The sequence below is a fragment of the Rhizobium phaseoli genome (assembly GCF_010668805.1).
In the GTDB taxonomy this organism is placed as follows: domain Bacteria; phylum Pseudomonadota; class Alphaproteobacteria; order Rhizobiales; family Rhizobiaceae; genus Rhizobium; species Rhizobium phaseoli_A.
This window is the reverse complement of sequence record NZ_WUFT01000001.1, coordinates 251,945-276,790: the sequence shown is the minus strand read 5'-3', so window position 1 is coordinate 276,790 and position 24,846 is coordinate 251,945. Positions and strand designations below refer to the sequence as shown.

Here is a 24,846-nt window from a genome sequence, read left to right as displayed (position 1 = left end):
GATCACTCCGTGGACAATTTCGACACGCCAAGCCTTTCGCGCGACGCCGCACTGCTGCCCGATACCGGCGAGCCCGGTTTCGGCGTCTACGTGCATTGGCCCTTCTGCGCGGCGAAGTGTCCCTACTGCGACTTCAACAGCCATGTGCGCCACCAGCCTGTCGATCAGGAGCGCTTTGCATCAGCCTTCCTGAAAGAGATGGCGGTGGTGCGGGCGATGAGCGGGCCGAAGACGGTGACGAGCATCTTCCTCGGCGGCGGCACGCCCTCGCTGATGAAGCCGGAAACGGTCTCGGCCATTCTCGACGGCATTGCGCGGCATTGGCATGTGCCTGCCGGCATCGAGATCACCATGGAGGCCAATCCTTCGAGCGTCGAGGCGGAACGTTTCCGCGGCTACCGGGCGGCCGGCGTCAATCGCGTCTCGCTCGGTGTGCAGGCGCTGAACGACCGGGATCTGAAATTCCTCGGCCGGCTGCATGATGTCGCCGACGCGCTGAAGGCGATCCGGCTGGCGCGCGACATTTTTCCGCGCATGTCGTTCGATCTGATTTACGCCCGACCAGACCAGACGGTCGAGGAATGGGAAAAGGAACTGAGGCAAGCGATCTCCTACGCGGTCGACCATCTTTCGCTCTATCAGCTGACCATTGAGGAAGGCACGCCCTTCTATGGCCTGCACAAGTCAGGCAAGCTGATCGTGCCGGATGGCGAGCAATCGGCAGTGCTCTACGAGGCGACGCAGGAGATCACCGCGCGCGAGGGCATGCCCGCCTATGAGGTTTCCAACCATGCCCGGCCGGGTGCGGAAAGCCGGCATAACCTCACCTATTGGCGCTACGGCGATTACGCCGGCATCGGCCCGGGCGCCCATGGCCGGCTGACGCGTGGCGCCGAGAAGCTCGCGACGGCGACCGAGCGCAAGCCGGAAGCCTGGCTCGACATGGTCGAGCGCAACGGCCACGGCATTCTCGACGAGGAGCGGCTCGGCTATGAGGAACAGTCCGACGAATTGCTGCTGATGGGACTGCGGCTCAGGGAGGGCGTCGATCTTGCCCGGTGGCAGCAGCTTTCCGGCCGCGACCTCGACCCGAAACGCGAGGAATTCCTGCTTGAACATAAATTCATCGAGCGGATCGGCAATTCACGCCTGCGCTGCACACCCTCCGGCATGCTGATCCTCGATTCCGTCGTCGCTGACCTCGCCTGCTGAGGCCCATAGGACCATTGGTTTCGCATGCGGCGGCATCAATCGCCGCCGCATCGGGAGGCATGTCTCAGCTGTGGCTGGTAGCGCCCGCCTTGAACAGGCTGCCGGTCGGCGTCTTTAAAAACATTTCCAGCGGAATATGCTCCTGGTGCAGGAAACCGGTCGCCGGCAGCAGGCCGTCGCGGACCATTTCGATGACGGCAACAACGGAGGCCGACGTCGTCCAGGCGATTGCCGTGCGGCGTGCGCCGGCAATCTCGATCGGGTAATAGGCGCGCACGAACTCCTTGCGGCGCAGGCTGCCGTTCTCCGTGCCCTCGGCGGCGACATGAACATAGACGACATCGTCTTCAACAGGCGGCTTGGCATTGGTCAGGATCTCGCCTGCGAGCTTGCGCTTGTCGCGCATCAGAAGCTCGTGGAAGAAGAAGTTCATCAGCTCCATATGGCCGGGATAGCGCATGGTCTTGTAATCGAGATTGTCGATCTTGCCGAGCATCGTATCGCACATGGTGCCGAGACCGCCAGACGTCGTGAAGGCCTCGAGCTTGACGCCGCCGACATAGACGGTCTCGTGCCATTCCATCGGCGAGACGAGCTTGCGCACACCGCCCTCGATGACCTCGCAATCGTTCAGATATTCGTTGACGACACCCTCAGGCGACCAGTTGAAGGCATAACCCAGCAGTCCCGTCGGATGCTGTGGCAGGGCGCCGACGCGCATGCGGATCGAACGGCAGCGATCGAAGCCGTCGGCAAGGCTTGCGCCGACGATGCCGACGAAACCCGGCGCCAGGCCGCATTGGGGCGCCATCAGGCCGCGAGCGGTCTTTGACAGTTCGATGATGAAATTGGTGGTGGGAACGTCTTCGGTCAGGTCGAAATAATGAATGCCGGCCAGATGGGCGGCGCGCGCCAATTCGATGTTCAGATGGTAAGGCAGGCAGGAGAGCACCGCCTCGACATTCGACAGCAGCTCGCCGACCACCCGAGGGTCGGAAATATCGCCGGCGCGGCACTTGAAGGGAACGTCGCTCAGCGGCAATTGCGCATCGACGCCGATGACCTCGAAGCCGCCTTCATGCAACAGCGTCGCCGCCAGCCGTCCGACCTTGCCCAGGCCGATTACGGCAATCTTTCTAAAACCCATTCATTCCTCCCACGCGCCATTCGGCGTTTCTTCATCTTGTATCGCCCTTCCAATACCGCCGCCGTTTTGAGCGACAGGCATTGGAAGACCGGAGGTATAGAATAAAAAGCTCATAAAAGAAAACGGCCGGAATCGCTCCCAGCCGTCAAAGTTTTTTTCAAAATGGGATCGTTATTCGTTGATCAGCCGCTTCAGCAGCTCGACTTCGTGCGAAAGCTTGTTGTCGCCCGAAATCAGCTCCTCGATCTTGCGCACGGCATGCAGCACAGTCGTGTGATCGCGCCCGCCGAAACGGCGGCCGATCTCTGGGAAGGAGCGCGGCGTCAGCGTCTTGGCCAGATACATGGCGATCTGGCGCGGCTTGACGATGACGCGGGTGCGGCGGTTCGAGACCAGTTCCTGGCGCGAGACGTTGTAGTGTCTGGCGACGATGCGCTGGATGTCCTCGATGCGCACACGGCGGGGCTCGCCGGAGCCAACCAGATGCGCCAGCAACTCGTCGACGCGCTCGATCGACAGGTTCGGCTCGAAGGAGCGCCGGAAGACCAGCTGATTGAATGCGCCTTCGAGTTCACGGCCGCTGGCGGTGACGTTGCGGGCGACGTGCTGGAGCAGTTCGGCCGGAATTTCCAGCGACGGATCTTCAATCCGGGCCGCTGCCAGGCGGCGCTTGAGAATTTCGAGACGCATCTCGTAATCCGGCGCGTCGAATTCGATCGCGACACCGCCCTGCAGGCGCGAGCGGACGCGTGGGTCGAGCGATTCCAGCTCCCAGGGAGCTCTGTCGGCGGCGACGACCACCTGCTTGGCGCTGTCGAGCAGCATGTTGAGGAGATGGCAGAATTCGTGCTGGATCATCTTGCCCTGCAGGAACTGCATGTCGTCGATGATCAAGAGATCAATGTTGCGCAGCGAATCCTTCAGCGTCAGCGCATCATTGTCGCGGATTGCGGTGGCAAAGCGCCACATGAAATATTCGGCCGTCAGATAGACGACGCGCAGAGCCCGCGGGTTCTGCACCGCCGCATTGGCAATTGCCTGCAACAGGTGGGTCTTGCCGAGGCCGACCGTCGAATGGATGAAGAGTGGGTTGAAGCGAACGGCGCCGGAACCGGCTTCGGCGATCGTCTTTGCCGCTGCAAGTGCTACGCGGTTCGAGCTGCCTTCGACGAAGGTGTCGAAGGTGAAACGGCTGTCGAGCGGCGAACCGAAGAGCGGCGAACCAAAGCTTGCAGGCCTTGCCGCAGCAACGGAGGAAACCGCCTGCTGGACGGCCTGGCCGGCCGGCTGGGCACTTGCGGGACGGCGCGCCTGAGGGGCAGCGACCGGCTCGGGCTGGGCCGCCTCATCGAGCGCTTTCGTGCCGCTGCGCGTTGCCGTGCGCACCAGGACTTCGATCTTCAGAATTTCTGAATCCTCAGCCTGAAACAGGCCGGTGATGAGATCGAGATAACGATTGTTGATCCATGACTTCAGAAAAGTGGTGGGAACCGAAAGGCGCACCACGCTCTTCGATACCGAATGCAGCTTCAGCCTGGCAAACCAGCTGGCATAGACGTCAGGACCAACCTGGGCCTTCAAGCGCGCGCTGACGCGCTCAAACAAGATGCTGTGCTTCATTTCCGCCTTTGCTTCTCCCACTTCGAGGCGAATGGAGCCAAACGTCTGCGGTGCCATATCCCCATTGTCAGGCCCGCCCTTTGTCATCGTATTCATCTGCATAATGCCGCCTTTCAATTCCACCGGGCGGCTTCCGCTAAAATAGCCGCCCGATCATTCCCCGCTTTGGCGAGCGAACGGCATCCTCATGAAGCCGCTTACCTGCCGGTTCACTCAAACACTGCCCCCGAAGGGACCGGCACAAAATTCCGTTGCAGGGACCGCATTCATGCCGCAACCTTCATCGGCTTCCCGTGCCAGGCTGGCGGTCGATCCTCGTTTTCGACCGATCAGCCCGAACGCAATATCACTTTAACCTTCCCCGGCGACCTCGCCTTAAACGTGTGGCCACTGAAGGCACAAAACATCCCTGCCCGTAACAGCCACGTTACGGCCCAAATCCGTCGAGTGCTTGAAAAAACGAAAGCGCAATGCTCCGTAACAAATGACACGAACCAATCGCCCTGCCGACGTGGCAGTTAAGACCGAGCCTCTGCAGGTGATGTCCGCGCCCTTTGTTGGAGGCCATTTAGGCAGGATCAAAAGGCAATATCAACGATGAATTTTACGCAAAATTAACAAGCGGGCATTGACTCCGCCGACCCTTTTCGGGCGTCACACCAGCGTCAAAAAAGAATCGCTTTTGAATCAAGGAGATTCCCCGTTCGGGCTATTTCGACACGCAGGGAAAGAAAAAAAATAATAATCTTCTTGACTCCCCCTTGGTCCGGGACGCGTGGGGGAGAGTCGCGCGGCGTGAAAGCATCCTTGCGCAAGTCTTTGTTTTCAAACAATTTTTCCTGTCATGGCGCTGACACGAAACGGTCTCAAGATTAACCATGCAAGGGCTGAACAGCGGAATCGAAAAAGCCCGGTAAAATTACCGGGCTAATCATAAAGAAGAAGTCGTTAATGGAAGATTACGCGGTCGCGGTGACCGAAAGAGCCTTCACGCGAGCGGCCAGACGCGAGACCTTGCGCGATGCCGTGTTGGCGTGCACCACGCCCTTGCTGGCGGCGCGGGCAAGCTCGGGCTGAGCAGCCAGGAAAGCTTCCTTCGCCTTGGCGGCGTCACCGGATGCGATGGCCTCTTCGACCTGGCGAACGAAAGTACGAACGCGCGAGCGACGAGCCTTATTGACGTCGGTACGGCGGGCGATCTTGCGGGTCGCTTTTTTCGCCGAAGTTGTATTGGCCATGGATGCCTCTCTCAAGAATTCGAACAAACTCCGCCATTACCGCGGGCCCTGCGGCCACAAAATCCAGCAATGCGGGAGCAATCGCGGAAAACCAAACCGGCTTTCCGAACCGTGGGCGGGCATATAACTCTAAAGCCGGCCCACGTCAACGCGGATTTTCAAGCTTTGCCGCCGGAACCGCCTAAAAGCATTCAACGGTGCGTAAAAGCCGGTTTGCGCTTCTCGACAAAGGCCGCCATGCCTTCCTTCTGGTCCTCGGTGGCAAAGAGACTGTGAAACAGCCGGCGCTCGAAGCGAAGCCCTTCCTCCAGCGTCGTCTCGAATGCGCGATTGACCGCCTCCTTGGCCATCAGGACCGAGGGGCGCGACAGTGAGGCGATCTTTTCGGCTGCGGCCAGCGCCTCGTCGATGAGACGCTCGGGCGGCGCCACCACACGCGAAACGAGTCCCGATCGTTCCGCCTCGGCGGCATCCATCATCCGGCCGGTCAGGATGAGATCCATCGCCTTCGCCTTGCCGACGGCGCGCGTCAGCCGCTGCGAGCCGCCCATGCCGGGAATGACGCCGAGGGTGATTTCCGGCTGGCCGAACTTGGCCGTCTCCGCGGCGATAATGAAATCGCACATCATCGCGAGTTCGCAGCCGCCGCCGAGCGCAAACCCGCTGACGGCGGCGATCACCGGCTTGCGCGCCTTGGCGACTTCATCCCAGCCGCTGATGAAATCACTCTTATAGATATCGGCGAATTCAAGCGGCTGCATCTCCTTGATATCGGCGCCGGCGGCAAAGGCGCGCTCGGAACCGGTGAGCACGATGGCGCCGACCGCCTCGTCGGCATGGAAGGCGGCATAGGCCTGCCTCAGTTCCTTGAGAACCGTAGAATTCAGCGCGTTCAGCGCCTGCGGTCGGTTCAGCGTGACGAGGCCGACATTGCCTCGAGTTTCGACGATCAGGGTCTCATAGGCCATGCTGTTCTCCCGTTCTTACTTCTGGCAGGTGGCGCAATAGAAGGTGGAGCGGCCCGCCTGGACGATGCGGACGACCGTACCGCCGCAGCCGGGCGTGCGGCAAGCCTGACCTTCGCGATCGTAGACGGAGAAGGAATGCTGGAAATAGCCGAGCGATCCGTCGGTCTGGATATGATCACGCAGCGACGATCCGCCGGCGGCGATCGCATCGGCGATGACGTCGCGGATCGAGGCAACGAGCAGGTCAAGCTGCTGTTTCGGCCGGCCGCCCGCCGTCACCAGCGTGCCGGCGGCGCGGATCGGCGAAAGATGGGCGCGCCACAGCGCCTCGCAGACATATATATTGCCGAGACCGGCAATGTTCTTCTGGTCGAGCAGCGCACTCTTCAATGGCTGCGCCTTGTCCCGGAAGCGCTCGGCGAGATAGGCAGCGCTGAGCTCGTTTCCCGTCGGCTCCGGGCCGAGATCGCGGAAGAAGGGATGGGCGGCAAGTTCGGCGCGCCCCACCATATCCATGAAGCCGAAACGGCGCGGGTCGTTGTAGACGACGCGGCGAGGACCGCCTTGACCTTCCAGATGAAAGACGACGTGATCGTGCTTCTCGTCCTTCGAGCGGGCATGGTGGAATTCACCCGGCGCGCCGGAGATGGCACCCTCCTCGATGCGAAAAGAGCCGGACATGCCGAGATGGGAAATCAGCGTGTTGCCGTCGTCGAGATCGACCAGCAGATATTTGGCCCGGCGGCCAAGGCTGACGATGGTGCGGCCGGACACCCTTTCGGCGAAAGCGTCGGGAAAGGGGAAGCGCAGATCGCCGCGGCGCAGTTCCAGCCTGGCGATGCGAGCCCCTTCCATCGCCGGCGCCAAGCCGCGTTTCACCGTTTCGACTTCTGGCAATTCCGGCATCTTAACCCATCTATATCTAACGTGTTTCAACCGACGGCGATGTGCGCTATAGCGCCAGTGTGCCGCGCAGAGTGCGGCCCTGTGATAACGTCGCGCGCGGTCTTTCGCTATGGCCGCCGTGCCCGAATCTTAAGGAATGGAGCAGCCTGATGTCAGAAAGCCGCACTTCCGCCGATGGCGGCATGGAGACCTCCTACGGCTTCCGTGAGGTGTCTGACGGCGAGAAGCAGGGCCTCGTCAACCAGGTGTTCCACAAGGTCGCCAAGCGCTACGACATCATGAACGACGTCATGTCGATGGGCATGCACCGTGCCTGGAAAGATGCGATGATCTCGGCGCTGAACCCTCGCAAGGAGCCGGGTTACAAGGTGCTGGACGTTGCCGGCGGCACCGGCGACATCGCCTTCCGTATCGTCGAGGCCTCGGGCCGGCAGGCGCATGCGACCGTGCTCGACATCAACGGCTCGATGCTCGGCGTCGGCGCCGAGCGGGCGGAAAAGAAGAAGCTTTCCGGCAATCTCACCTTCGTCGAGGCGAATGCCGAGGAACTGCCTTTCGAGGCTGCCAGCTTCGACGCCTATACGATCGCCTTCGGCATCCGCAACGTGCCGCGGATCGATGCGGCGCTGGCGGAGGCCTACCGGGTGTTGAAGCGTGGCGGACGCCTGCTGGTGCTGGAATTTTCCGAAGTCGATATGCCGCTTCTCGACAAGATCTATGACGCATGGTCGTTCAATGCCATTCCGCAATTCGGCAAGGCGATCACCGGCGAGGCCGAACCCTACCAATATCTGGTGGAATCGATCCGCAAATTCCCGAACCAGGAGAATTTCGCGGCAATGATCCGCCAGCCCGGCTTTTCGCGCGTCACCTACACCAATTATACCGGCGGCATTGCCGCGCTGCATTCCGGCTGGAAGCTTTGAGGGTATGAGGCAAGAAAACACGAACCTCGGCCGGCGGGGCAGTGCAGCATGAGCACTTTCGGGGCCTATTTCCGCCTTTGGCGCGTTGGCTGGGTGCTTGTGCGCGAGGGTGTCGTATCGGCTCTTCCATCCGAAGGTCTGCCGCCACCGGTCGCGGTCGCCAAATCCTTCGTGACGATTTTCGAGCGCAGCAAGGCGCGGCATCAGAAGCGCAGCGACCGATTGGCGCAGGCCGTCGAGCGGCTCGGCCCCTCCTATGTGAAGATCGGCCAGTTCCTGGCGACGCGGCCGGATGTCGTCGGCGTCGAATTCGCCAACGACCTGTCGCAGCTTCAGGACCGGATGGCCTTCTTTCCCTCCGCTGCCGCCAAGGCCAATATCGAAGGCTCGCTCGGGCGGCCGATCAGCGAACTCTATGCGAGCTTCGACGAGCCGATCGCCGCTGCCTCGATCGCCCAGGTGCACCCCGCCGAGATTGAGACGTCAGAGGGCCGCAAGAAGGTCGCCGTCAAGATCGTGCGGCCGGGGGTGCGCCAGCGTTTTGCCCATGACATCGAGGCGATGTATCTCGTCGCCCGTATGCAGGAGCGTTTCCTGGCCTCCAGCCGACGGCTGCGGCCGGTCGAGGTGACGAAGACGCTGGAGCAGACAACGAAGGTGGAGATGGATCTTCGCCTGGAGGCGGCCGCCCTTTCCGAGATCGCCGAGAATACCGAAAAAGACCCGGGCTTCCGCGTGCCGAAGGTCGACTGGGAGCGCACCGGGCGCGACGTCATCACCATGGAATGGATCGACGGCACCCGCATGTCCGACGTCGAGGAGCTGCGGGCGGCCGGCCACGATCTCAACCTGCTCGCCGATACGCTGATCCAGTCATTCCTGCGCCACACGCTGCGCGACGGCTTCTTTCACGCCGACATGCATCCGGGTAACCTGTTCGTCGATGCGGGCGGCATGATCGTCGCCGTCGACATGGGCATCGTCGGGCGCCTCGGCAAGAAGGAGCGGCGGTTCCTCGCCGAAATCCTCTACGGCTTCATCACCCGCGATTATATCCGCGTCGCCGAAGTGCATTTCGAGGCGGGTTATGTGCCCGGCCATCACAATGTCGAGAGCTTTGCCCAGGCGATCCGGGCGATCGGTGAGCCGATCCACGGGCAGCCAGCCGAGACGATCTCGATGGGCAAGCTGTTGACGCTGCTTTTCGAAGTGACCGAGCTGTTCGACATGGCGACACGGCCGGAGCTGGTGATGCTGCAGAAGACCATGGTCGTCGTCGAAGGCGTGTCGCGCATGCTCAACCCGCGCTTCAACATGTGGAAGGCATCCGAGCCGGTTGTCGGCGACTGGATCCGCACCAATCTCGGCCCGAAGCGGATTGCCACCGATATCAAGGACGGGCTGAAGGCGGCGATCAAACTCGCTGAAGCCGTGCCCGAAATCGCCGCGAAAACCGAAAAATTCCACCACCAGCTGCTGCATATGAGCGAACACGGGCTGCGCTTCGATGCGCAGACGGCCGAGGCGATCGGCAAGGCCGAAGCACGGCATAACCGCTCGGCCAGGATCGCGCTTTGGGTCATCGCATTGACGCTTCTCTATATTGCCTGGATGGTGAGCTGATCCGCCTGTCAAAAACATGCTGTGTTCGGCATTTAGGATATCCCATGTGACGGAGGGGCCGCTTAGTCTCGTAATCTAACGCGCGTCGCGATCTTTCAGATTCGCTCCTTGCGCTTTAGGTCTTTGTTTTTACGCATGTCGTTATCGCAAAACCGCTGCACACTTTTGCGCGACATGCTGTAGGAGATATGGCACATGCAGCACGAACGCCCTGGCATCGAACTTTCCGGACGGCCGCTCGGTTTTGCCGAGATGGTGACGATCGGTGCGGGCAAGGCGACGATTTCGGCGTCGGCGACCGGCATGGCCCGCATCGCTATCGCCCGCGAGGTCGTCGAGGAGGCCATTGCCTCAGGCATGCCCGTCTACGGCGCGACGACCGGCGTCGGCGCCATGAAGGATGTGGAGTGGTCGGCCGACGAACTCGACACCTTCAACCTCGGCCTGGTGCGCGCCCATCATTTCGGCACCGGCACACCCTTTTCCTGCAATGTCGTGCGCAATGCCATGGCGATCCGCGTCAATACGGCGCTGACCGGCCAGGTCGGCTGCACGCCGGAGCTGATCCAGGCCTATATCAGGATGCTTGAGGCCGATCTCATCCCGGTCGTGCGCCGCACCGGCTCGATCGGCTGTGCCGATATCGGGTTGATGGGACAGATCGGCGCGGTGCTGACCGGCGTCGGCGAAGCGGTCTATCGCGGCAACCGGATGCAGGCGGCAGAGGCTTTTCGGGCGGCCGGGCTGGAGCCGGTGCGGATGGCCCCGCGCGACAGCCTCGCCTCGCTCAGCATCAATGCGGTGAGCTTTGCGGCGGCGGCCGAAACGACACGCAATGCCGCCGCCTCGATCCGCATCCTGCTGGCAACGGCGATGATGGCGGCCGGGGCGCTTGGGGCGTCCCGCGATCCCTGGAAGGCGGTCCGCCACGTCGGCACGGCGCGCGAGGCGCTGATCGGCGCCTGGCTCTGCAACGCCTCCGACGACTGGAACTGGCCGGTCGCCACGCATGTGCAGGATCCGCTCAGCCTGCGGATGATTGCCCAGGTGTTCGGCGCGGTGATCGAAAACCTGCTGTCAACCGGCCACAAGATCCTTGCCGCCACCGGGCGCTCGGACGACAATCCGGTCGTGGTCGAAGGCCGGGTGATGACCTCGGGCGGTTCACTGCCGCTCGATGTGACGATCCTGCTCGAATCGGCGGCTCTCTGCATGGCGCATGCGGCGCGCAATGCCTTCAACCGTTGCGTCATTCTCGGCAACGGCCAGCGCCGCGACCTGCCGGTCAATCTCGTGCCGCCGGGGCGGATCGCCACCGGTTTCGGGCCGATCATTAAGCTGGCCGGCGAGATTTTTTCGCGCGTGCTGTCAATGTCCAATCCTGTGTCGGCGCAGTCGCTGGTGGTGGCGGCGGGCCTGGAGGACGAAGCAGCCTTCCTGCCGCTGGTCATCGAGCGCTTCGACCGGCAGATGCGGGCGCTGAAGCGTCTCGCAGCGCTCGAGGCGCTGCTGTCTGCCCAGGCGATCGACATTCTCGGCGACGAGCCGAAGGGCGTCGCCGCCATGCTCTACGAGGTGGTGCGCAAACATGCGGATTTCTATACCGTCGATCGGCCGCTTTCGGCCGAGGTGGAGGCGATCGAAGAGGAACTCGGCTCGGACGACTTCGTCTCCAGGCTGACCGAGCAGGTTCCGATCGCATCCTTCGACGATTTCTTCGCGCTCGGCTCGCTGGAGCGCATCGAGGAGCGGCTGGCCCGCCATGAGGCACCGGCACTCTGATCTCAGCTTAGGGAGGAAGCGTCATGGACTTCGATCTCGTTCTGCAGGGCACGGTGGTGCTGCCGGACCGCGTTGTCGAAGCGGGTTATGTCGCCGTGCGCGACGGCCGCATCGCCGAGGTCGGCCTCGGCGTGCCGCCTGCGGCGCGCGAACGGCATCTGCTCGGCAAAGCGTTGATCCTGCCCGGCGCGATCGACGCGCAGGTCCATTCGCTGTCCCAGAAAGACCAAGAGGATTTCATCTGGTCGACGCGCTCGGCAGCCGCCGGCGGCGTGACTGTCATTGTCGACATGCCCTATGACGAGGGCGACCTCGTCTGCTCGGCCGCGGCGGTAAAACGGAAGATCGACCATGCGAGCCCGCAAGCGCGCGTCGACTTCGCGCTTTACGGCACGGTCGATCCGCAAGAAGGTGCCGCGCGGATTGCCGAGATGGTCGTGGCGGGCGTTGCGGCGTTCAAATTCTCGACCTTCGGCACAGACCCCAAGCGTTTTCCGCGCATTCCGCCGGCTCTGCTCGACGCCTGCTTTGCGGCAATCGCGCCGACGGGGCTGACGGCTGGCGTGCACAATGAGGACGACGAGGCGGTGCGCAGCTACATGGAGCAGGTGAAGGCGAGCGGCATCACCGACTGGCGGGCGCACGGCCTGTCGCGGCCGGCGATTACCGAACTCCTGGCGATGCACACGATCTTCGAGACCGGGGCTGCGACCGGCTGCCCGGCGCATGTGGTGCACTGCTCGCTCGGGCGCGGCTACGATATCGCACGTTCCTATCGCCGCGACGGTTTTGTCGCGACGGTCGAATGCTGCATCCATTATCTAACGCTCGACGAAGAAAACGACGTGCAGCGCCTTGGCGGCAAAGCAAAGATCAATCCGCCGGTACGGCCGCGCGCCGAGGTGGAAAAGCTTTGGCGGAAGGTGGCGAAGGGCGATGTCTGGCTGGTTTCGACCGATCACGTCAGCTGGTCGGAGAACCGCAAGACCAATCCCGACATGCTCGCCAACGCCTCCGGCGTTCCCGGTCTCGAGGTGATGGTACCGCTTTTCATCAAAGGCGCCAGCGAACGCGGTATTCCACTCACCTGGGCGGCCAAGCTGATGGCGGAAAACCCGGCCAAGCATTTCCGGCTCGACCATATCAAGGGCGCGCTGACCCCCGGCAAGGATGCCGATATCGTCGTGCTGGAGCCGCGGGAGAGCGTCTATGATGCCGCCGCAAGCGGCAACAACGTCGTCGGCTGGAGCCCCTATAATGGCATCCGCCTGCTCTGGACCGTTGCGGCCACCTATCTGCGCGGCGAAAAGATCGCCGAGCGCGGGAAGGTGCTGGCCATGCCCGGCACCGGCCGGTTCGTGCGGCCGCTGCCGCGCCAGGTTATCGCGGGAGCCGGTGCATGAGCCGCAATCTTCCCGTCGATGCCGGCCGGATCGCTGGCGATATCGAGGCGCTGGCCGCCATCACCGAGCCGGGGCATCCGTGGACGCGGCGGGCCTTTACGCCGCTCTTTCTCGAAGGGCGGGCCTATATCGAAACGCGGATGAAGGCGGCGGGACTGGAAACGCGGATCGATGCCGCCGGCAATCTGATCGGCCGGCGCACCGGCCGCAAACCCTGGCTCGGCACGATCATGGTCGGTTCGCATTCCGACACGGTGCCGGATGGCGGCCGCTTCGACGGTATTGCCGGGGTGATCTCGGCGCTGGAGGTGGCGCGTGCGCTGGGTGAGCAGGGCGTGGAGCTCGACCACGATCTGGAGATCGTCGATTTTCTTGCCGAGGAGGTGAGCATCTTCGGCGTGTCCTGCATCGGCAGCCGGGGGATGACCGGGCAATTGCCGGAAGCCTGGCTTTCACGCGTCAGCGACGAGCGCGACCTTGCCGAGGGTATCGCTGAGGTAGGGGGCAGTCCAGACGTGCTGGCGCAGCAGAAGCGGCCCGATCTGGCAGGCTTTCTCGAACTCCATATCGAACAGGGGCCGGTGCTCGAAGCCGAAAAAGCCGATATCGGCATCGTCACCGCGATTTCGGGCATCACCCGCCTGGAGATTACCGTCGAGGGGCGGGCCGATCACGCCGGCACGACGCCGATGGACCGGCGGGCGGATGCGCTGGTGGCGGCCTCGCAGCTGGTGCTCGACATCCGCAACGCCGCCGCCGAGCTAGCCAAAACACCAGGGCACTTCGCAGCGACGGTCGGGGAATTCCGGATCGAGCCGAATGCGGCCAATGTCGTGCCCTCGAAGGTGGTGCTGCTGATCGATGGCCGCGCCGAGATCCGCGCCGACATGGAGGCCTTCTGCCGCTGGCTCGACGGCCATGTCGAAAAGCTGGCGGACGCCTATGGCGTGACGATCAAGGCGCCGAACCGGGTGTCCGACAACCTGCCGACGCCGGGTGATGCCGGGCTGCTGTCGACGCTGGAGGCCGCCTGCGAGCGCGTCGGCGCCAAGCATCGCCGCATGGCTTCCGGCGCAGGGCACGATACGGCCTGGATCGCCAAGGTGGCGCCGGCGGCGATGATCTTCGTGCCCTGCCGGGACGGCCGCAGCCATTGCCCTGACGAATGGGCTGACAATGACGACATCGCGCTCGGCGCCGCCGTGCTGTTTGAGGCGGTGCGCGAGATGGATAGAAATTCGAACCAGGAGAAGCCGGATGGGACGCATACTGGTTGAGAAGGACGTGGAAGCGGCCGTCAAGGGCGGCTCCGTCTATGCCGCCGGCGGCGGCGGCTGGGCCGATCACGGGCGGATGCTTGGGTTGGCGGCCGTCACTATCGGCAAACCGGAACTGGTGTCGATCGACGAGTTGCAGGACGAGGACTGGATCGCGACGGCGGCGGCAATCGGCGCGCCGGCCTCGACCACGCCCTGGGAAATGCAAGGCATCGATTATGTCAAAGCCGTGCAGCTGCTGCAGGAGGCGCTAGGCGAAAGGCTCTCCGGACTGATCATCGGCCAGAACGGCAAATCCTCGACGCTGAACGGCTGGCTGCCGTCGGCAATCCTCGGCACCAAGGTGGTCGACGCGGTCGGCGATATCCGTGCGCACCCCACAGGCGACATGGGCTCGATCGGCATGGCCGGCTCGCCGGAGCAGATGATCCAGACCGCCGTCGGCGGCAATCGGGCCGAGAACCGCTATATCGAACTGGTGGTCAAGGGCGCGACCGCGAAGATCTCACCGGTGCTGCGCGCCGCCGCCGATCAATCCGGTGGCTTCATCGCCAGCTGCCGCAATCCGCTGAGAGCCTCCTATGTGCGCAGCCATGCAGCACTCGGCGGCATCTCGATGGCGCTTGCGCTCGGCGAGGCAATCATTGCGGCGGAGAAGCGCGGCGGATCTGCTGTCATCGACGCCATCTGCAAGACGACGGGCGGGCATATCCTCGCCGAGGGCGTCATCACCCGCAAGGACGTCGTCTACACCAAGGAGGCCTTCGACATCGGCACGGTCACCGTCGGCAGGGGCGAAAAATCGGTGCGGCTACATGTGATGAACGAATATATGGCGGTGGACGCCGCGGATGGCGGGCGGCTTGCCACCTTCCCCGCCGTCATCACCACGCTGTCGCCGGAGGGCGAACCGCTCAGCGTCGGCCAGCTCAAGGAGGGCATGCCTATCTTCATCCTGCATGTGCCGAAGGATATCATACCGCTGTCGGCAAGCGTGCTCGACCCGACCGTCTATCCGGTCGTCGAAAAGGCGATGGGGATCGAGATCGCCCGTTATGCACTGGCGACGAGAGCTTGAGTCATGACGCGCGATTCCGGTCTCGAAGAGCTGATGCGCGAGGAACTCGGCGAGCGGCCTGGCCTTGCCGAAAAATCCATGTTCGGCGGCTGGGCCTTCATGCTGAACGGCAATCTTCTCTGCTGCGCGCGCCATGACGGCATGCTGATCCGTCTCGGCAAGGGCAATGACGGCTGGGCACTGGCGCTGTCCGGCGTGATCCAGATGCTGTCCGGCGAGCGTGTGATGCGGGGCTGGGTGCGGGCGACAGCTGCGGTTTACGGCGACGATGCGCTCAGACGGCGTTTGCTCGATGCGGCGCTCGCCTATGTGGAATCGCTGCCTGGCAAGTGACCTGATACCCTCTTCTCCCCAGCGGGGAGAAGAGAAAGAGCAGAGAACCAACGAGGAATCCACGATGCCGAAGGCCAATCCACGTCATCCGAACTTTCCGATACCCGGCGGGCCGCAGCTGCGGGCCAAGGGCTGGCGGCAGGAGGCGCTGCTGCGGCTGCTCGAAAACGTGCTGTCGGTCGGCGAGGATCCGGAAAACCTGATCGTCTATGCCGCACTCGGCAAGGCGGCTCGCAACTGGGCGGCGCACAAGGGCATCGTCAAGGCACTGACCGAGATGGACGAAGACCAGACGCTGCTCATCCAGTCCGGCAAACCGATCGGCCTCGTTCGAACGCACGCCAAGGCGCCGCTGGTCATCATGGCGAACTGCAATATCGTCGGGCAATGGGCGAAAGCCGAGGTGTTCTACGAGCTGCAGCGCAAGGGGCTGATCTGCTGGGGCGGGCTGACGGCCGGCGCCTGGCAATATATCGGCAGCCAGGGCGTCATTCAGGGCACTTACGAGATCTTCATGCGCATCGCCGAGCGGCGCTTCGGCGGCGATCTTCTCGGCCGCTTCGTGCTGACGGCCGGTCTCGGCGGCATGGGTGGGGCGCAGCCGCTCGCCGGCCGCATGGCAGGGGCGGCGATCCTCTGCATCGATATTGATGCAGAACGCGCCCGCAAGCGCCAGCAGATCGGCTATCTCCAGGAAATCGCCCCCGATCTCGATAGCGCCCTGGAGATGATCGATGCGGCGGTGAAGGACAAGCGGGCGCTTTCCGTCGGCCTTGTCGGCAATGCGGCCGAGGTCTATCCGGAGATTGCCCGGCGCGGCATCGTGCCCGACATCGTCACCGACCAGACCTCGGCGCACGACCTCGTCTATGGCTATGTGCCGAAGGGCATGGACCTAGAGCAGGTCAGGGGACTGCGCGAGGACGGCCAGGGGCAATTGATGGCGGCCAGTCGCGCCTCGATCGTTGACCATGTGACCGCGATGCTGGAATTCCAGAAGCGCGGTTCTGAGGTCTTCGACAACGGCAACCTTATCCGCACCCAGGCAAAAGAAGGCGGCGTGACCAAAGCCTTCGACATTCCGATCTTCACCGAAGCCTATCTGAGGCCGCTGTTTGCCCGGGCGATCGGACCGTTCCGCTGGATGGCGCTGTCGGGCGAGGAGAGCGATATCGCCCGCATCGACGACCTGCTGCTGGAATTATTCCCCGACAACAAGATCATCACCAACTGGATCCGGCTGGCGCGCCAGCACGTTCCCTTCGAAGGGCTGCCGGCCCGCATCGCCTGGCTCGGCCACGGCGAACGCACGATGCTCGCCCGGCGCGTCAACACGCTGGTGGCGACCGGCGACCTCAAAGGCCCGGTCGCCTTCTCCCGCGACCATCTCGATGCCGGCGCCATGGCGCATCCCAACATCATGACCGAGCGGATGAAGGACGGCTCTGATGCGATCGCCGACTGGCCGCTGATCGACGCAATGATGCTCTGCTCATCGATGGCCGATCTCGTCGTCATCCATTCCGGCGGCGGCGGATATGCCGGCTACATGACGAGCTGCGGCGTCACCGTTATCGCCGACGGCACCGATGCCGCCGACGAGCGGCTCGACCACGCGCTGACCAACGACACCGCACTCGGCGTCATGCGGTATGCCGATGCGGGCTACGAGGAGGCGCTGGACGAGGTGGCGAAGAAGGACGTGCCCTATATCCGGCTTGGTTGATGTGGGCAGTCAGCCGATCAGATTCGAAACTTCGATGAGATTGCCGTCGGGGTCTCTGAAATAGACCGAGCGCAGGCGCCCCGTCGCGCCGGTGCGTTCGACCGGCCCTTCTTCGATCGCAACGCCTGCGGCCTGCAGATGGGTGATGACATCAGCAAGCGGCGTCTCGGCGATGAAGCAGAGATCACCTGAACCAGGGGTCGGATGTCTCGCCTTGGGTTCGAATTCGTGACCGGCCTGATGCAGGTTGATCTTCTGTCTGCCGAATTTCAGCGCCTTGCGGTCTTCCGCGAAGATCTCGACCGACATGCCAAGGATGCGGGAATAGAAATCGCAGGTGGTTTCGATATCGGCGACCGTGAACACGAGATGGTCGAGACGGTCTATGCGGATCATGCTTTTCTCCTCGCAAGGCGCTGCGCCACACAGGCGGAGATAAAGGCCAGCGCCAGCATGGCAAGCGTGAAGAGGACGACGGCGGCCCAGCCTTCCATCGCGAAGAACCAGCCGCCGGCCGAGCCCATAAGGCTGGAGCCGACATAATAGGCCAGCATATAGAGCGACGAGGCGTGGCCTTTGGTGCCATGCGCCAACTTGCCGACAAGGCCGCTGGCGATGGAATGGCTCATGAAGAAGCCGGTCGTCAGCACGATGATGCCGAGAATGATGGATGGCAGCGGGGCAAACAGCGTCAGCGCGCTGCCGGCGGCCGTCAGCGCCAGACCGGAGAGAAGCACGCGAAAGTGGCCGATCCGGTCTCCGATGAGACCGCCGATCGAGGAGGCGCCGATGCCGAAGAGATAGACGGTGAAGATCAGGCCGAGCTCGGTCTGGTTGAGGCCATAGGGCGGCGCCACGAGGCGGAAACCGGCATAGTTGTAGATCGTCACGAAGGAGCCCATCGCCAGGAAGGCGATGGCGAAGATGAAGGGCAGCGCCGGATTTTCGAGATGGCCGAGCCAGGCCTTGATATGAAAGCTGAGATCGAAGCCCGGCCGGCGGACGAAATTCCTCGACCGCGGCAAGAGGGCGATGAAGCCGAGCGCGGCGGCAAGGCCGATAGCGCCGATGATGAAAAGCGCCGGGCGCCAGGTAAAATATTCGGCGAAGATGCCTGTCAGCACGCGACCGGACATGCCGCCGAAGGCCGTGCCGGCGACATAGAGGCCCATGGTGGCACCGAGGCCGCGCGGATCGATTTCCTCGGCGAGATAGGCCATGGCGACAGCCGGCACGCCGCCGAGAACGAGGCCCTGCAGGGCGCGGATGACGAGCAGCAGGTGCCAATCCGGAGCAAAGGCGGTGGCAATCGTCAGCAATGCCGCGCCGACCAGCGATAGTGCCATCAGGCTGCGGCGGCCGAGACCTTCCGAAACGGCGGCGGCGCAGATGATGGCGACCGCCAGAAAACCGGTGGAGAGTGAGAGGGACAGCGAACTTTCGGCCGGGCTGACGGCAAATTCCTGCGAGAAGATCGGCAGCAGCGGCTGCACGCAATAGAGCAGCGAGAAGGTGGAAAAGCCGGAAAGGAAGAGCGCCAGGCTGGCGCGGCGATAGGCGGCGGTGCCGCGCGTCAGATAATGCTTCTCTCCTGCGATCACGGTCTTCACGGCATGTGCTGACGGCGGCATATCTTCATCCTGATGAGCCTTCGAATTCATGGGTTAACCCGCCGGATCCCAATAGGGCGGATCGCCGAAGCTCTTCTTCAAGTGATCGGCGATGGCGCGGAGCTTGGCCGAGGGATTCCGTCCCTCCGGATGGGCTATATAGATGAACTCGGCCTCCGGCCTGTGGCCGACATCGATTTCGGCAAGCCGGCCCTCGCGGATCGCCGGGCCGGCAATGAAGGCAGGCAGCAGCGCGATGCCGAGACCGGCAATCGCGGCGTCACGAAGCATGTCGCCATTGTTCATGCCGAGCGCCTGTTTCGCGCGGACGACGATCGCACCGTCGGGCGTCTGGAAGCGCCAGTCGGCAACGCCGCGATGGGTGTAGAAGATGCCGCGATGGGTGCTGAGATCCGCCAGCGACGCCGGCACTCCCGCCCGCGCGAGATAATCCGGCGAAGCGCAGAGCAGGCGGCGGCTTGGCGCAAGCTTCCAGGCGACCAGCCGGCTATCGGCGATCGGGCCGTTGCGGATGACGGCGTCGTAGCCGTCCGAGGACGCATCGACACGCCGGTCATCGATATCAAGCGTCAGTTCGATATCGGGATGTTCGGCGAGGAAGGGATAAAGCGCCGGGCCGAGATGCATGCGGCCGAAGGTGACGGGTGCGGCAATGCGGATCGGCCCCGACAGGGTTCCACGCCGCTCGGCCATGTCGGCTACGGCCTCCTCGATCTCGCGGACGATGCGACCGGCCCGCTCCAGGAAGACCGCACCATCCTCGGTCAAGGCGAGCTTGCGTGTCGTTCGGTGCAGCAGCGTGCCACCGAGCGACTTCTCCAGCTCGGCCAGCCTTTCGCTGACGACGGATTTGGACAGCCGCAGCCGCCGGGCGGCCTCGCTGACCGAGCCTGCCTCGGTGACGGCGACAAAAGCCGCAATCCCTTCGATCCTGATCATCGTTCGGCTTTTCCGAATTCGAATTCCACGATCTGGAGACTAATCCGAACGAACGGAAAATGCCATCTTCCATTCAACGGAAGGGACGGCAGGGGCCGTCTCGGATCAAGATCAGGAACGAGACCATGAACCGCTTGAACAACAAGGTCGCAATCGTCACCGGCGCAAGCTCCGGCATCGGCCGCACCACGGCAAAGCTCTTCGCCGCCGAGGGCGCCAAAGTCGTCGTCGGCGCCCGCCGCGAGCGCGAACTCGACAGCCTCGTTGCGGAGATCAAGGCAGAGGGCGGCGATGCTGTCGCCCTTGCCGGCGATGTCCGATCGGAAGACTATCACAAGGCGCTGGTCGCGGCCGCCGTGGCGAACTACGGCAAACTCGACATTGCCTTCAACAATGCCGGCACGCTCGGCGAAGCCGGGCCGAGCACCGGCGTTTCGGAAGCAGGCTTCAGCGATGCGCTGGCGATCAATCTGACCGCCTCCTTCCTCGCCGCCAAGCACCAGATCGGCGAAATGGTCAAGAATGGCGGCGGGTCGGTGATCTTCACCTCGACCTTCGTCGGCTACAGCTTCGCCTTTCCCGGCGTCGCCGCCTATGCCGCCAGCAAATCCGGCCTGATCGGCCTCACCCAGGCGCTCGCGGCCGAATACGGACAGCAGGGCGTGCGCGTCAATGCCATCCTGCCGGGCGCCGTCGACACCGACATGTATCGGGAGATGAACGACACCTCCGACAAGCAGTCCTTCATCACCAATCTGCATGCGCTGAAGCGTGTCGCAGCGCCTGAGGAACTGGCCCGCTCGGTTCTCTACCTCGCCTCCGACGATGCGAGTTTCGTCACCGGCACTGCCTCGCTGGTCGATGGCGGCGCTTCGATCACCCGCACCTGACGCCAGCTCGCTGGATGATCGCGCACGTTCTCCGGCGCATCCTCCCATTGACCAATAACGGGCTGCGGCCCCAGTATCCGATTAAAAGGAACGTCATCATGTCACGACTGCAGAACAAAACAGCCCTCATCACCGGCGGCACCAGCGGCATCGGCATCGAAACCGCCCGCCAATTCATCGCCGAAGGCGCCCGTGTCGTCGTTACCGGCAGCAGCGCCGCAAGCGTCGAAGCCGCCCGTAGCGAACTCGGCGACAAGGCGATCGTCATCCAGGCCGATGCCGGCAATGCGGCCGGCCAGAAGGCCGTCGCCGATACGGTGAAGCAAGCTTTCGGCACGCTCGACATCCTCTTCGTCAATGCCGGTGTCGCCGAATTCAGACCGCTGGAACAGTGGAGCGAAGCAGCCTTCGACAAGTCGGTGGCGATCAATGTCAAGGGACCGTTTTTCCTGATCCAGTCGCTGCTGCCGATCTTTTCGAGCCAGGCCGCAATCGTGCTCAACACCTCGATCAACGCCCATATCGGCATGCCGAACTCCAGCGTCTATTCCCTGACGAAGGGTGCATTGCTGACGCTTGCCAAGACGCTGTCGGGCGAACTCATCGGTCGCGGCATCCGCGTCAACGCCGTCAGCCCCGGCCCGATCGCCACGCCGCTCTACAGCAAGCTTGGAGCCTCGGAAGCCCAATCCAAGGCGATGGCCGCTGAGATCCAGTCGCAGATCCCCGTCGGCCGTTTCGGGAACCCCAGCGAGGTCGCAAAGACGATCGTCTTTCTCGCTTCCGATGAGGCCGCCTATATCGTCGGCAGCGAACTCATCATCGACGGCGGGATGAGCAACCTCTGAGCCCACGAGAATGACGGCTGACGTCATGAACGGGGCGGCACCGGCCGAGCGCGGCGATGTGTGCCGTCCCGCGATTGCATGTTCTCCACCAAAGGCTTAGGGTCAGAAAAAAGGCGACGGGTAGAAAGCCATGGCTCTCAGCGGCAAACGCATCCTCCTCATCATCTCCGGCGGCATCGCGGCCTATAAGAGCCTGGATCTGATCCGCCGGCTGCGCGAGCGCGGCGCCAGCGTGCGCCCGGTGATGACCAAAGGCGCCCAGGAATTCGTCACGCCGCTGGCCGTCGGTGCGCTTGCGGCGGACCACGTCTTCCTCGATCTGTTTTCGCGCCAGGACGAACAGGATGTCGGCCATATCCGGCTGGCGCGCGACTGCGACCTCGTGCTCATCGCTCCCGCCACGGCCGACCTGTTGGCGAAGATGGCAAACGGGCTTGCCGACGATCTCGCCTCGACCGTGCTTTTGGCGACGGAGAGGCCGGTGCTGGCCGCACCGGCGATGAACCCCCGCATGTGGGCGAATCCGGCGACGCGGCGCAATGCGGCGAGACTCAGGGACGATGGCGTCCGCTTCGTCGGGCCGATGGCCGGCGAGATGGCGGAGAGCCGGGAAGCCGGGCTCGGCCGGATGGCGGAACCGCTGGAGATCGTCGCGGCGGCCGAAACCATGCTCGACGACGGAGAAAAGCCGCTGAAGGGACGCAAGGCGATCGTCACGTCGGGACCGACGCATGAGCCGATCGATCCGGTGCGCTACATCGCCAACCGCTCTTCCGGCCGGCAGGGGCATGCGATCGCCGCCGCTCTTGCCAGGCTCGGGGCGGAGGTGACGCTGGTCTCGGGGCCGGTGACGATCGCCGACCCGGTCGGCGTCAACGTCATCCATGTCGAGCGGGCTGAGGAAATGCGCGATGCCGTGCTGGCGGCGCTGCCGGCCGATATCGCGGTGATGGTCGCGGCGGTGGCAGACTGGCGGGTGGCCTCGGCCGCCGACCAGAAGCTGAAGAAACATCCGGGCGAATCCATTCCGACGCTGGCGCTGACCGAGAATCCGGACATCCTGAAAACTCTGGGACATCATACGATGCGGCCGAAACTGGTGATCGGCTTTGCCGCCGAGACACAGGACGTGGAAAGCAATGCGAAGGCGAAGCTCGAGCGCAAGGGCGCCGACCTGATCGTCGCCAATGACGTCTCTCCCGCCACCGGCATCATGGGCGGCAGTCGCAATAGCGTCAAACTCATTCGCCGCGACGGCGTCGAGCAATGGCCTGACCTGGCGAAGGAAGAGGTTGCCGAAAGGCTGGCGGCGCTGATCGCCGAAAGTTTCAGGCGGGAATAGATACGCGTTGCGGCCTGGCGGCGCTTCGCATTCCCGGCCGGAAGTCGGCGACGTCGATGCCGTTCCTGCCGACGGTGACGGCGCTGCCGTTCGGAATTTCCGCCCAGGCATCGACATCGTCGTTCAACGGCTCGGAGACCAGGCAATAGCCGGCGCCGACGGGAGACGCATAGAGCGTCGGCGCCTTGCGATCGGTGGCATAGCGGATCGCATAGAGCGTGTTGCCGTCGGAGAAGGCGGCGGTAAAGCGCAGCAGGATCGAGCCGATGACGCTTTCGGCCACCTCCTCGACGAAGCCGACCATGTCAGCCATTGCGGCGACCGGCGCCTCGCGCAGGCCGAACTGCAGCGCCAGCAGGAACATCAGCTCAGAATCGGTCGTGCCGCCGCGGGCGTTGAACAGGTCGTCATCGAGCATCGCCTCCATCGGCCGGCGCAGGCGCTCGAAGCCGGAGATCTGGCCATTGTGCATGAAGGACCAGGTGTCATGGGTGAAGGGGTGGCAATTGTCGCGGCGCGTGCCGCCGCCTGTGGCCGCGCGGACATGGGCGAGGAAGAGCGGCGAACGGATCTGCCGCGCCAGGCTCTTCAGATTGCAATCCGACCAGGCCGGCAGGATATCGCGATAGCGGCCGGGCTCGGGCCTGTCGCCATACCAGGCGATGCCGAAGCCATCGCCATTCGTCGCCGTCTTGGCGCGGGTGGCGCAATGGGACTGCTCGATCAGCGAATGAGCGGGCGAGGATACCAGCTCCTCGAGATAAAGAGGGTCTCCGCGATAGGCTGCCCAGCGACACATGGCTTTCTTGCTCCGGGACCCGCCGCCGCATCGGCGGGCATGCTGAAATTGTCTGACGTCGCGGCTAATAACTGCTTAACGCGCCGCCGGTTTGCAAGCGCAAGATGACGGTTTCGTGGCGCCTCGGATTCGGCGAAAGCCTGTGTTCTTTTGTGAACACTGCGTTGTCCGCAGGGCAGGCTTCGCGCTTGGCGGCCGGGCCGCTATAGTTGCCGCCAAGTTGAACCTTCAAGAGGACACCATGTCGATCCGCCCCGTCAAACATGAAAGTACCGCCACACCGACCATGGAAGGCGCGGGCGTGAAGCTGCACCGCGTCTTCGGCTTCGGCGATCCTGCGATGACCGATCCCTTCCTGATGATGGACGATTTCCGCAATGACAATCCGGCGGAATATATTCGCGGTTTCCCATGGCACCCGCATCGCGGCATCGAGACGATCACCTATGTGCTTGCAGGCACCGTCGAGCATGGCGACAGCCTTGGCAACCGTGGCCTGCTCGGTGCCGGCGATATCCAGTGGATGACGGCCGGCAGCGGCATCATGCACCAGGAAATGCCGAACGGCGATTTCGCCGGCCGCATGCACGGTTTCCAGCTCTGGGCAAACCTGCCCTCCTCGCTGAAGATGACGGCGCCGCGCTATCAGGACGTCAAATCCGCCGACATCCCTGTCGTCGTCGATGATGACGGCACGGCTGTGCGGGTGATATGCGGCGATTTCTGGGGCAAGGCCGGCCCCGTCGACGGCGTCGCCGCCGAGCCGATCTATCTCGACGTCTCGGTGCCGCCCGGCAGGAAGAAGCGTCTGCCGGTCGACACCTACCGCAACGCCTTCGCCTATATCTTCGCCGGCTCCGGCACCTTTCGCGATGCGTCGAAACCCTTCGGCGTGCGCGTCGAGAAGGAAGTCGACGGTGAGGAGTTGAACATTCGCGACATGTCCGGCAACCGCACGCTTGTGGTCTTCGACAGCGGCGACGAAGTGACGGTGCAGGCGGGGGACCAGGGCATCCGTTTCCTGCTGGTATCAGGCAAGCCAATCGAGGAGCCGGTCGCATGGCACGGCCCGATCGTGATGAACTCGCGCGAGGAAATCATGCAGGCGATGCGCGAACTGCAGAACGGCACCTTCATCAAGGCGGCGCATTGATCGCA

Annotated in this window: 22 protein-coding genes; 13 read left to right on the top strand and 9 right to left on the bottom strand. The window is 63.4% G+C overall.

The genetic code is table 11. The features are described 5' to 3' along the window. Positions 1-9 precede the first annotated feature (9 nt). On the top strand, positions 10-1,212 hold the full coding sequence (hemW, locus tag GR197_RS01440) for a radical SAM family heme chaperone HemW (protein ID WP_164006264.1): 1,203 nt from the start codon (positions 10-12) through the stop codon (positions 1,210-1,212). A gap of 64 nt (positions 1,213-1,276) precedes the next feature. Here the strand turns inward: hemW and GR197_RS01435 are convergent, their stop codons facing one another. The 5 genes from GR197_RS01435 to mutM all read right to left on the bottom strand — a co-directional run bounded on the left by GR197_RS01435 (position 1,277) and on the right by mutM (position 7,091). Next, the gene (locus GR197_RS01435; protein ID WP_164006263.1) at positions 1,277-2,359 is read right to left on the bottom strand and encodes a saccharopine dehydrogenase family protein; all 1,083 of its coding nucleotides are present in this window, start codon (positions 2,357-2,359) and stop codon (positions 1,277-1,279) included. A gap of 171 nt (positions 2,360-2,530) precedes the next feature. Next, positions 2,531-4,081 (bottom strand): chromosomal replication initiator protein DnaA, encoded by a 1,551-nt coding sequence (gene dnaA / locus GR197_RS01430; protein ID WP_164006262.1) that lies wholly within the window; start codon positions 4,079-4,081, stop codon positions 2,531-2,533. Between the two features lie 857 nt (positions 4,082-4,938). Further along, positions 4,939-5,217, bottom strand: coding sequence for a 30S ribosomal protein S20 (gene rpsT / locus GR197_RS01425; RefSeq protein WP_164006261.1), 279 nt, complete (start codon positions 5,215-5,217; stop codon positions 4,939-4,941). Between the two features lie 191 nt (positions 5,218-5,408). After that, complete coding sequence (locus tag GR197_RS01420) at positions 5,409-6,185, bottom strand: enoyl-CoA hydratase (protein WP_164006260.1); 777 nt, start codon at positions 6,183-6,185, stop codon at positions 5,409-5,411. Between the two features lie 15 nt (positions 6,186-6,200). After that, complete coding sequence (mutM, locus tag GR197_RS01415) at positions 6,201-7,091, bottom strand: bifunctional DNA-formamidopyrimidine glycosylase/DNA-(apurinic or apyrimidinic site) lyase (protein WP_164006259.1); 891 nt, start codon at positions 7,089-7,091, stop codon at positions 6,201-6,203. 149 nt (positions 7,092-7,240) lie between these two features. On the opposite strand from mutM, the gene ubiE reads away from it, so the two are divergent. From ubiE to GR197_RS01375, 8 genes are all read left to right on the top strand, one after another. Next, positions 7,241-8,017 carry a bifunctional demethylmenaquinone methyltransferase/2-methoxy-6-polyprenyl-1,4-benzoquinol methylase UbiE gene (gene ubiE / locus GR197_RS01410; protein ID WP_164006258.1) on the top strand — a complete coding sequence of 259 codons (777 nt, stop codon included), beginning with the start codon at positions 7,241-7,243 and terminating at the stop codon, positions 8,015-8,017. A gap of 48 nt (positions 8,018-8,065) precedes the next feature. Next, on the top strand, positions 8,066-9,640 hold the full coding sequence (ubiB, locus tag GR197_RS01405) for a 2-polyprenylphenol 6-hydroxylase (protein ID WP_164006257.1): 1,575 nt from the start codon (positions 8,066-8,068) through the stop codon (positions 9,638-9,640). A gap of 195 nt (positions 9,641-9,835) precedes the next feature. After that, positions 9,836-11,422: an aromatic amino acid lyase gene (locus tag GR197_RS01400; protein ID WP_164006256.1), complete on the top strand. Its 1,587-nt coding sequence runs from the start codon at positions 9,836-9,838 to the stop codon at positions 11,420-11,422. Between the two features lie 23 nt (positions 11,423-11,445). After that, positions 11,446-12,825: a dihydroorotase gene (locus GR197_RS01395; protein ID WP_164006255.1), complete on the top strand. Its 1,380-nt coding sequence runs from the start codon at positions 11,446-11,448 to the stop codon at positions 12,823-12,825. After that, a complete protein-coding gene (locus GR197_RS01390) occupies positions 12,822-14,102 on the top strand; it encodes a Zn-dependent hydrolase (protein WP_164006254.1) in 1,281 nt (426 codons plus the stop codon). The genes GR197_RS01395 and GR197_RS01390 overlap by 4 nt, the downstream gene beginning before the upstream one ends. Further along, the gene (locus GR197_RS01385; protein WP_164006253.1) at positions 14,083-15,180 is read left to right on the top strand and encodes a DUF917 domain-containing protein; all 1,098 of its coding nucleotides are present in this window, start codon (positions 14,083-14,085) and stop codon (positions 15,178-15,180) included. The genes GR197_RS01390 and GR197_RS01385 overlap by 20 nt, the downstream gene beginning before the upstream one ends. A gap of 3 nt (positions 15,181-15,183) precedes the next feature. Further along, positions 15,184-15,513 carry a TfoX/Sxy family protein gene (locus GR197_RS01380; protein ID WP_164006252.1) on the top strand — a complete coding sequence of 110 codons (330 nt, stop codon included), beginning with the start codon at positions 15,184-15,186 and terminating at the stop codon, positions 15,511-15,513. A gap of 64 nt (positions 15,514-15,577) precedes the next feature. Then, positions 15,578-17,239: a urocanate hydratase gene (locus GR197_RS01375; protein ID WP_164006251.1), complete on the top strand. Its 1,662-nt coding sequence runs from the start codon at positions 15,578-15,580 to the stop codon at positions 17,237-17,239. 9 nt (positions 17,240-17,248) lie between these two features. On the opposite strand, the gene GR197_RS01370 is transcribed toward GR197_RS01375, so the two are convergent. The 3 genes from GR197_RS01370 to GR197_RS01360 are packed head-to-tail and all read right to left on the bottom strand — an operon-like array spanning position 17,249 to position 19,809. After that, a complete protein-coding gene (locus GR197_RS01370) occupies positions 17,249-17,635 on the bottom strand; it encodes a VOC family protein (RefSeq protein ID WP_164006250.1) in 387 nt (128 codons plus the stop codon). Further along, entirely contained in the window at positions 17,632-18,870 is a 1,239-nt protein-coding gene (locus GR197_RS01365) for an MFS transporter (RefSeq protein WP_164006249.1), read from the bottom strand. Before GR197_RS01365 ends, GR197_RS01370 begins: the two co-directional genes overlap by 4 nt. A gap of 33 nt (positions 18,871-18,903) precedes the next feature. After that, a complete protein-coding gene (locus tag GR197_RS01360) occupies positions 18,904-19,809 on the bottom strand; it encodes a LysR family transcriptional regulator (protein ID WP_164006248.1) in 906 nt (301 codons plus the stop codon). 125 nt (positions 19,810-19,934) lie between these two features. Between GR197_RS01360 and GR197_RS01355 the strand changes: the two genes are divergently transcribed. The 3 genes from GR197_RS01355 (at position 19,935) to coaBC (ending at position 22,889) form a co-directional block, all read left to right on the top strand. After that, the gene (locus GR197_RS01355; RefSeq protein WP_164006247.1) at positions 19,935-20,699 is read left to right on the top strand and encodes an SDR family oxidoreductase; all 765 of its coding nucleotides are present in this window, start codon (positions 19,935-19,937) and stop codon (positions 20,697-20,699) included. Between the two features lie 98 nt (positions 20,700-20,797). After that, entirely contained in the window at positions 20,798-21,547 is a 750-nt protein-coding gene (locus GR197_RS01350; RefSeq protein WP_164006246.1) for an SDR family oxidoreductase, read from the top strand. 130 nt (positions 21,548-21,677) lie between these two features. After that, on the top strand, positions 21,678-22,889 hold the full coding sequence (gene coaBC / locus GR197_RS01345) for a bifunctional phosphopantothenoylcysteine decarboxylase/phosphopantothenate--cysteine ligase CoaBC (protein WP_164006245.1): 1,212 nt from the start codon (positions 21,678-21,680) through the stop codon (positions 22,887-22,889). Here the strand turns inward: coaBC and GR197_RS01340 are convergent. Beyond that, positions 22,876-23,688 carry a class II glutamine amidotransferase gene (locus GR197_RS01340; protein ID WP_164006244.1) on the bottom strand — a complete coding sequence of 271 codons (813 nt, stop codon included), beginning with the start codon at positions 23,686-23,688 and terminating at the stop codon, positions 22,876-22,878. The two genes, coaBC and GR197_RS01340, sit on opposite strands and share 14 nt — an antisense overlap. 241 nt (positions 23,689-23,929) lie before the next feature. On the opposite strand from GR197_RS01340, the gene GR197_RS01335 reads away from it, so the two are divergent. Continuing rightward, positions 23,930-24,841 carry a pirin family protein gene (locus GR197_RS01335; RefSeq protein WP_164006243.1) on the top strand — a complete coding sequence of 304 codons (912 nt, stop codon included), beginning with the start codon at positions 23,930-23,932 and terminating at the stop codon, positions 24,839-24,841. Positions 24,842-24,846: the final 5 nt, after the last annotated feature.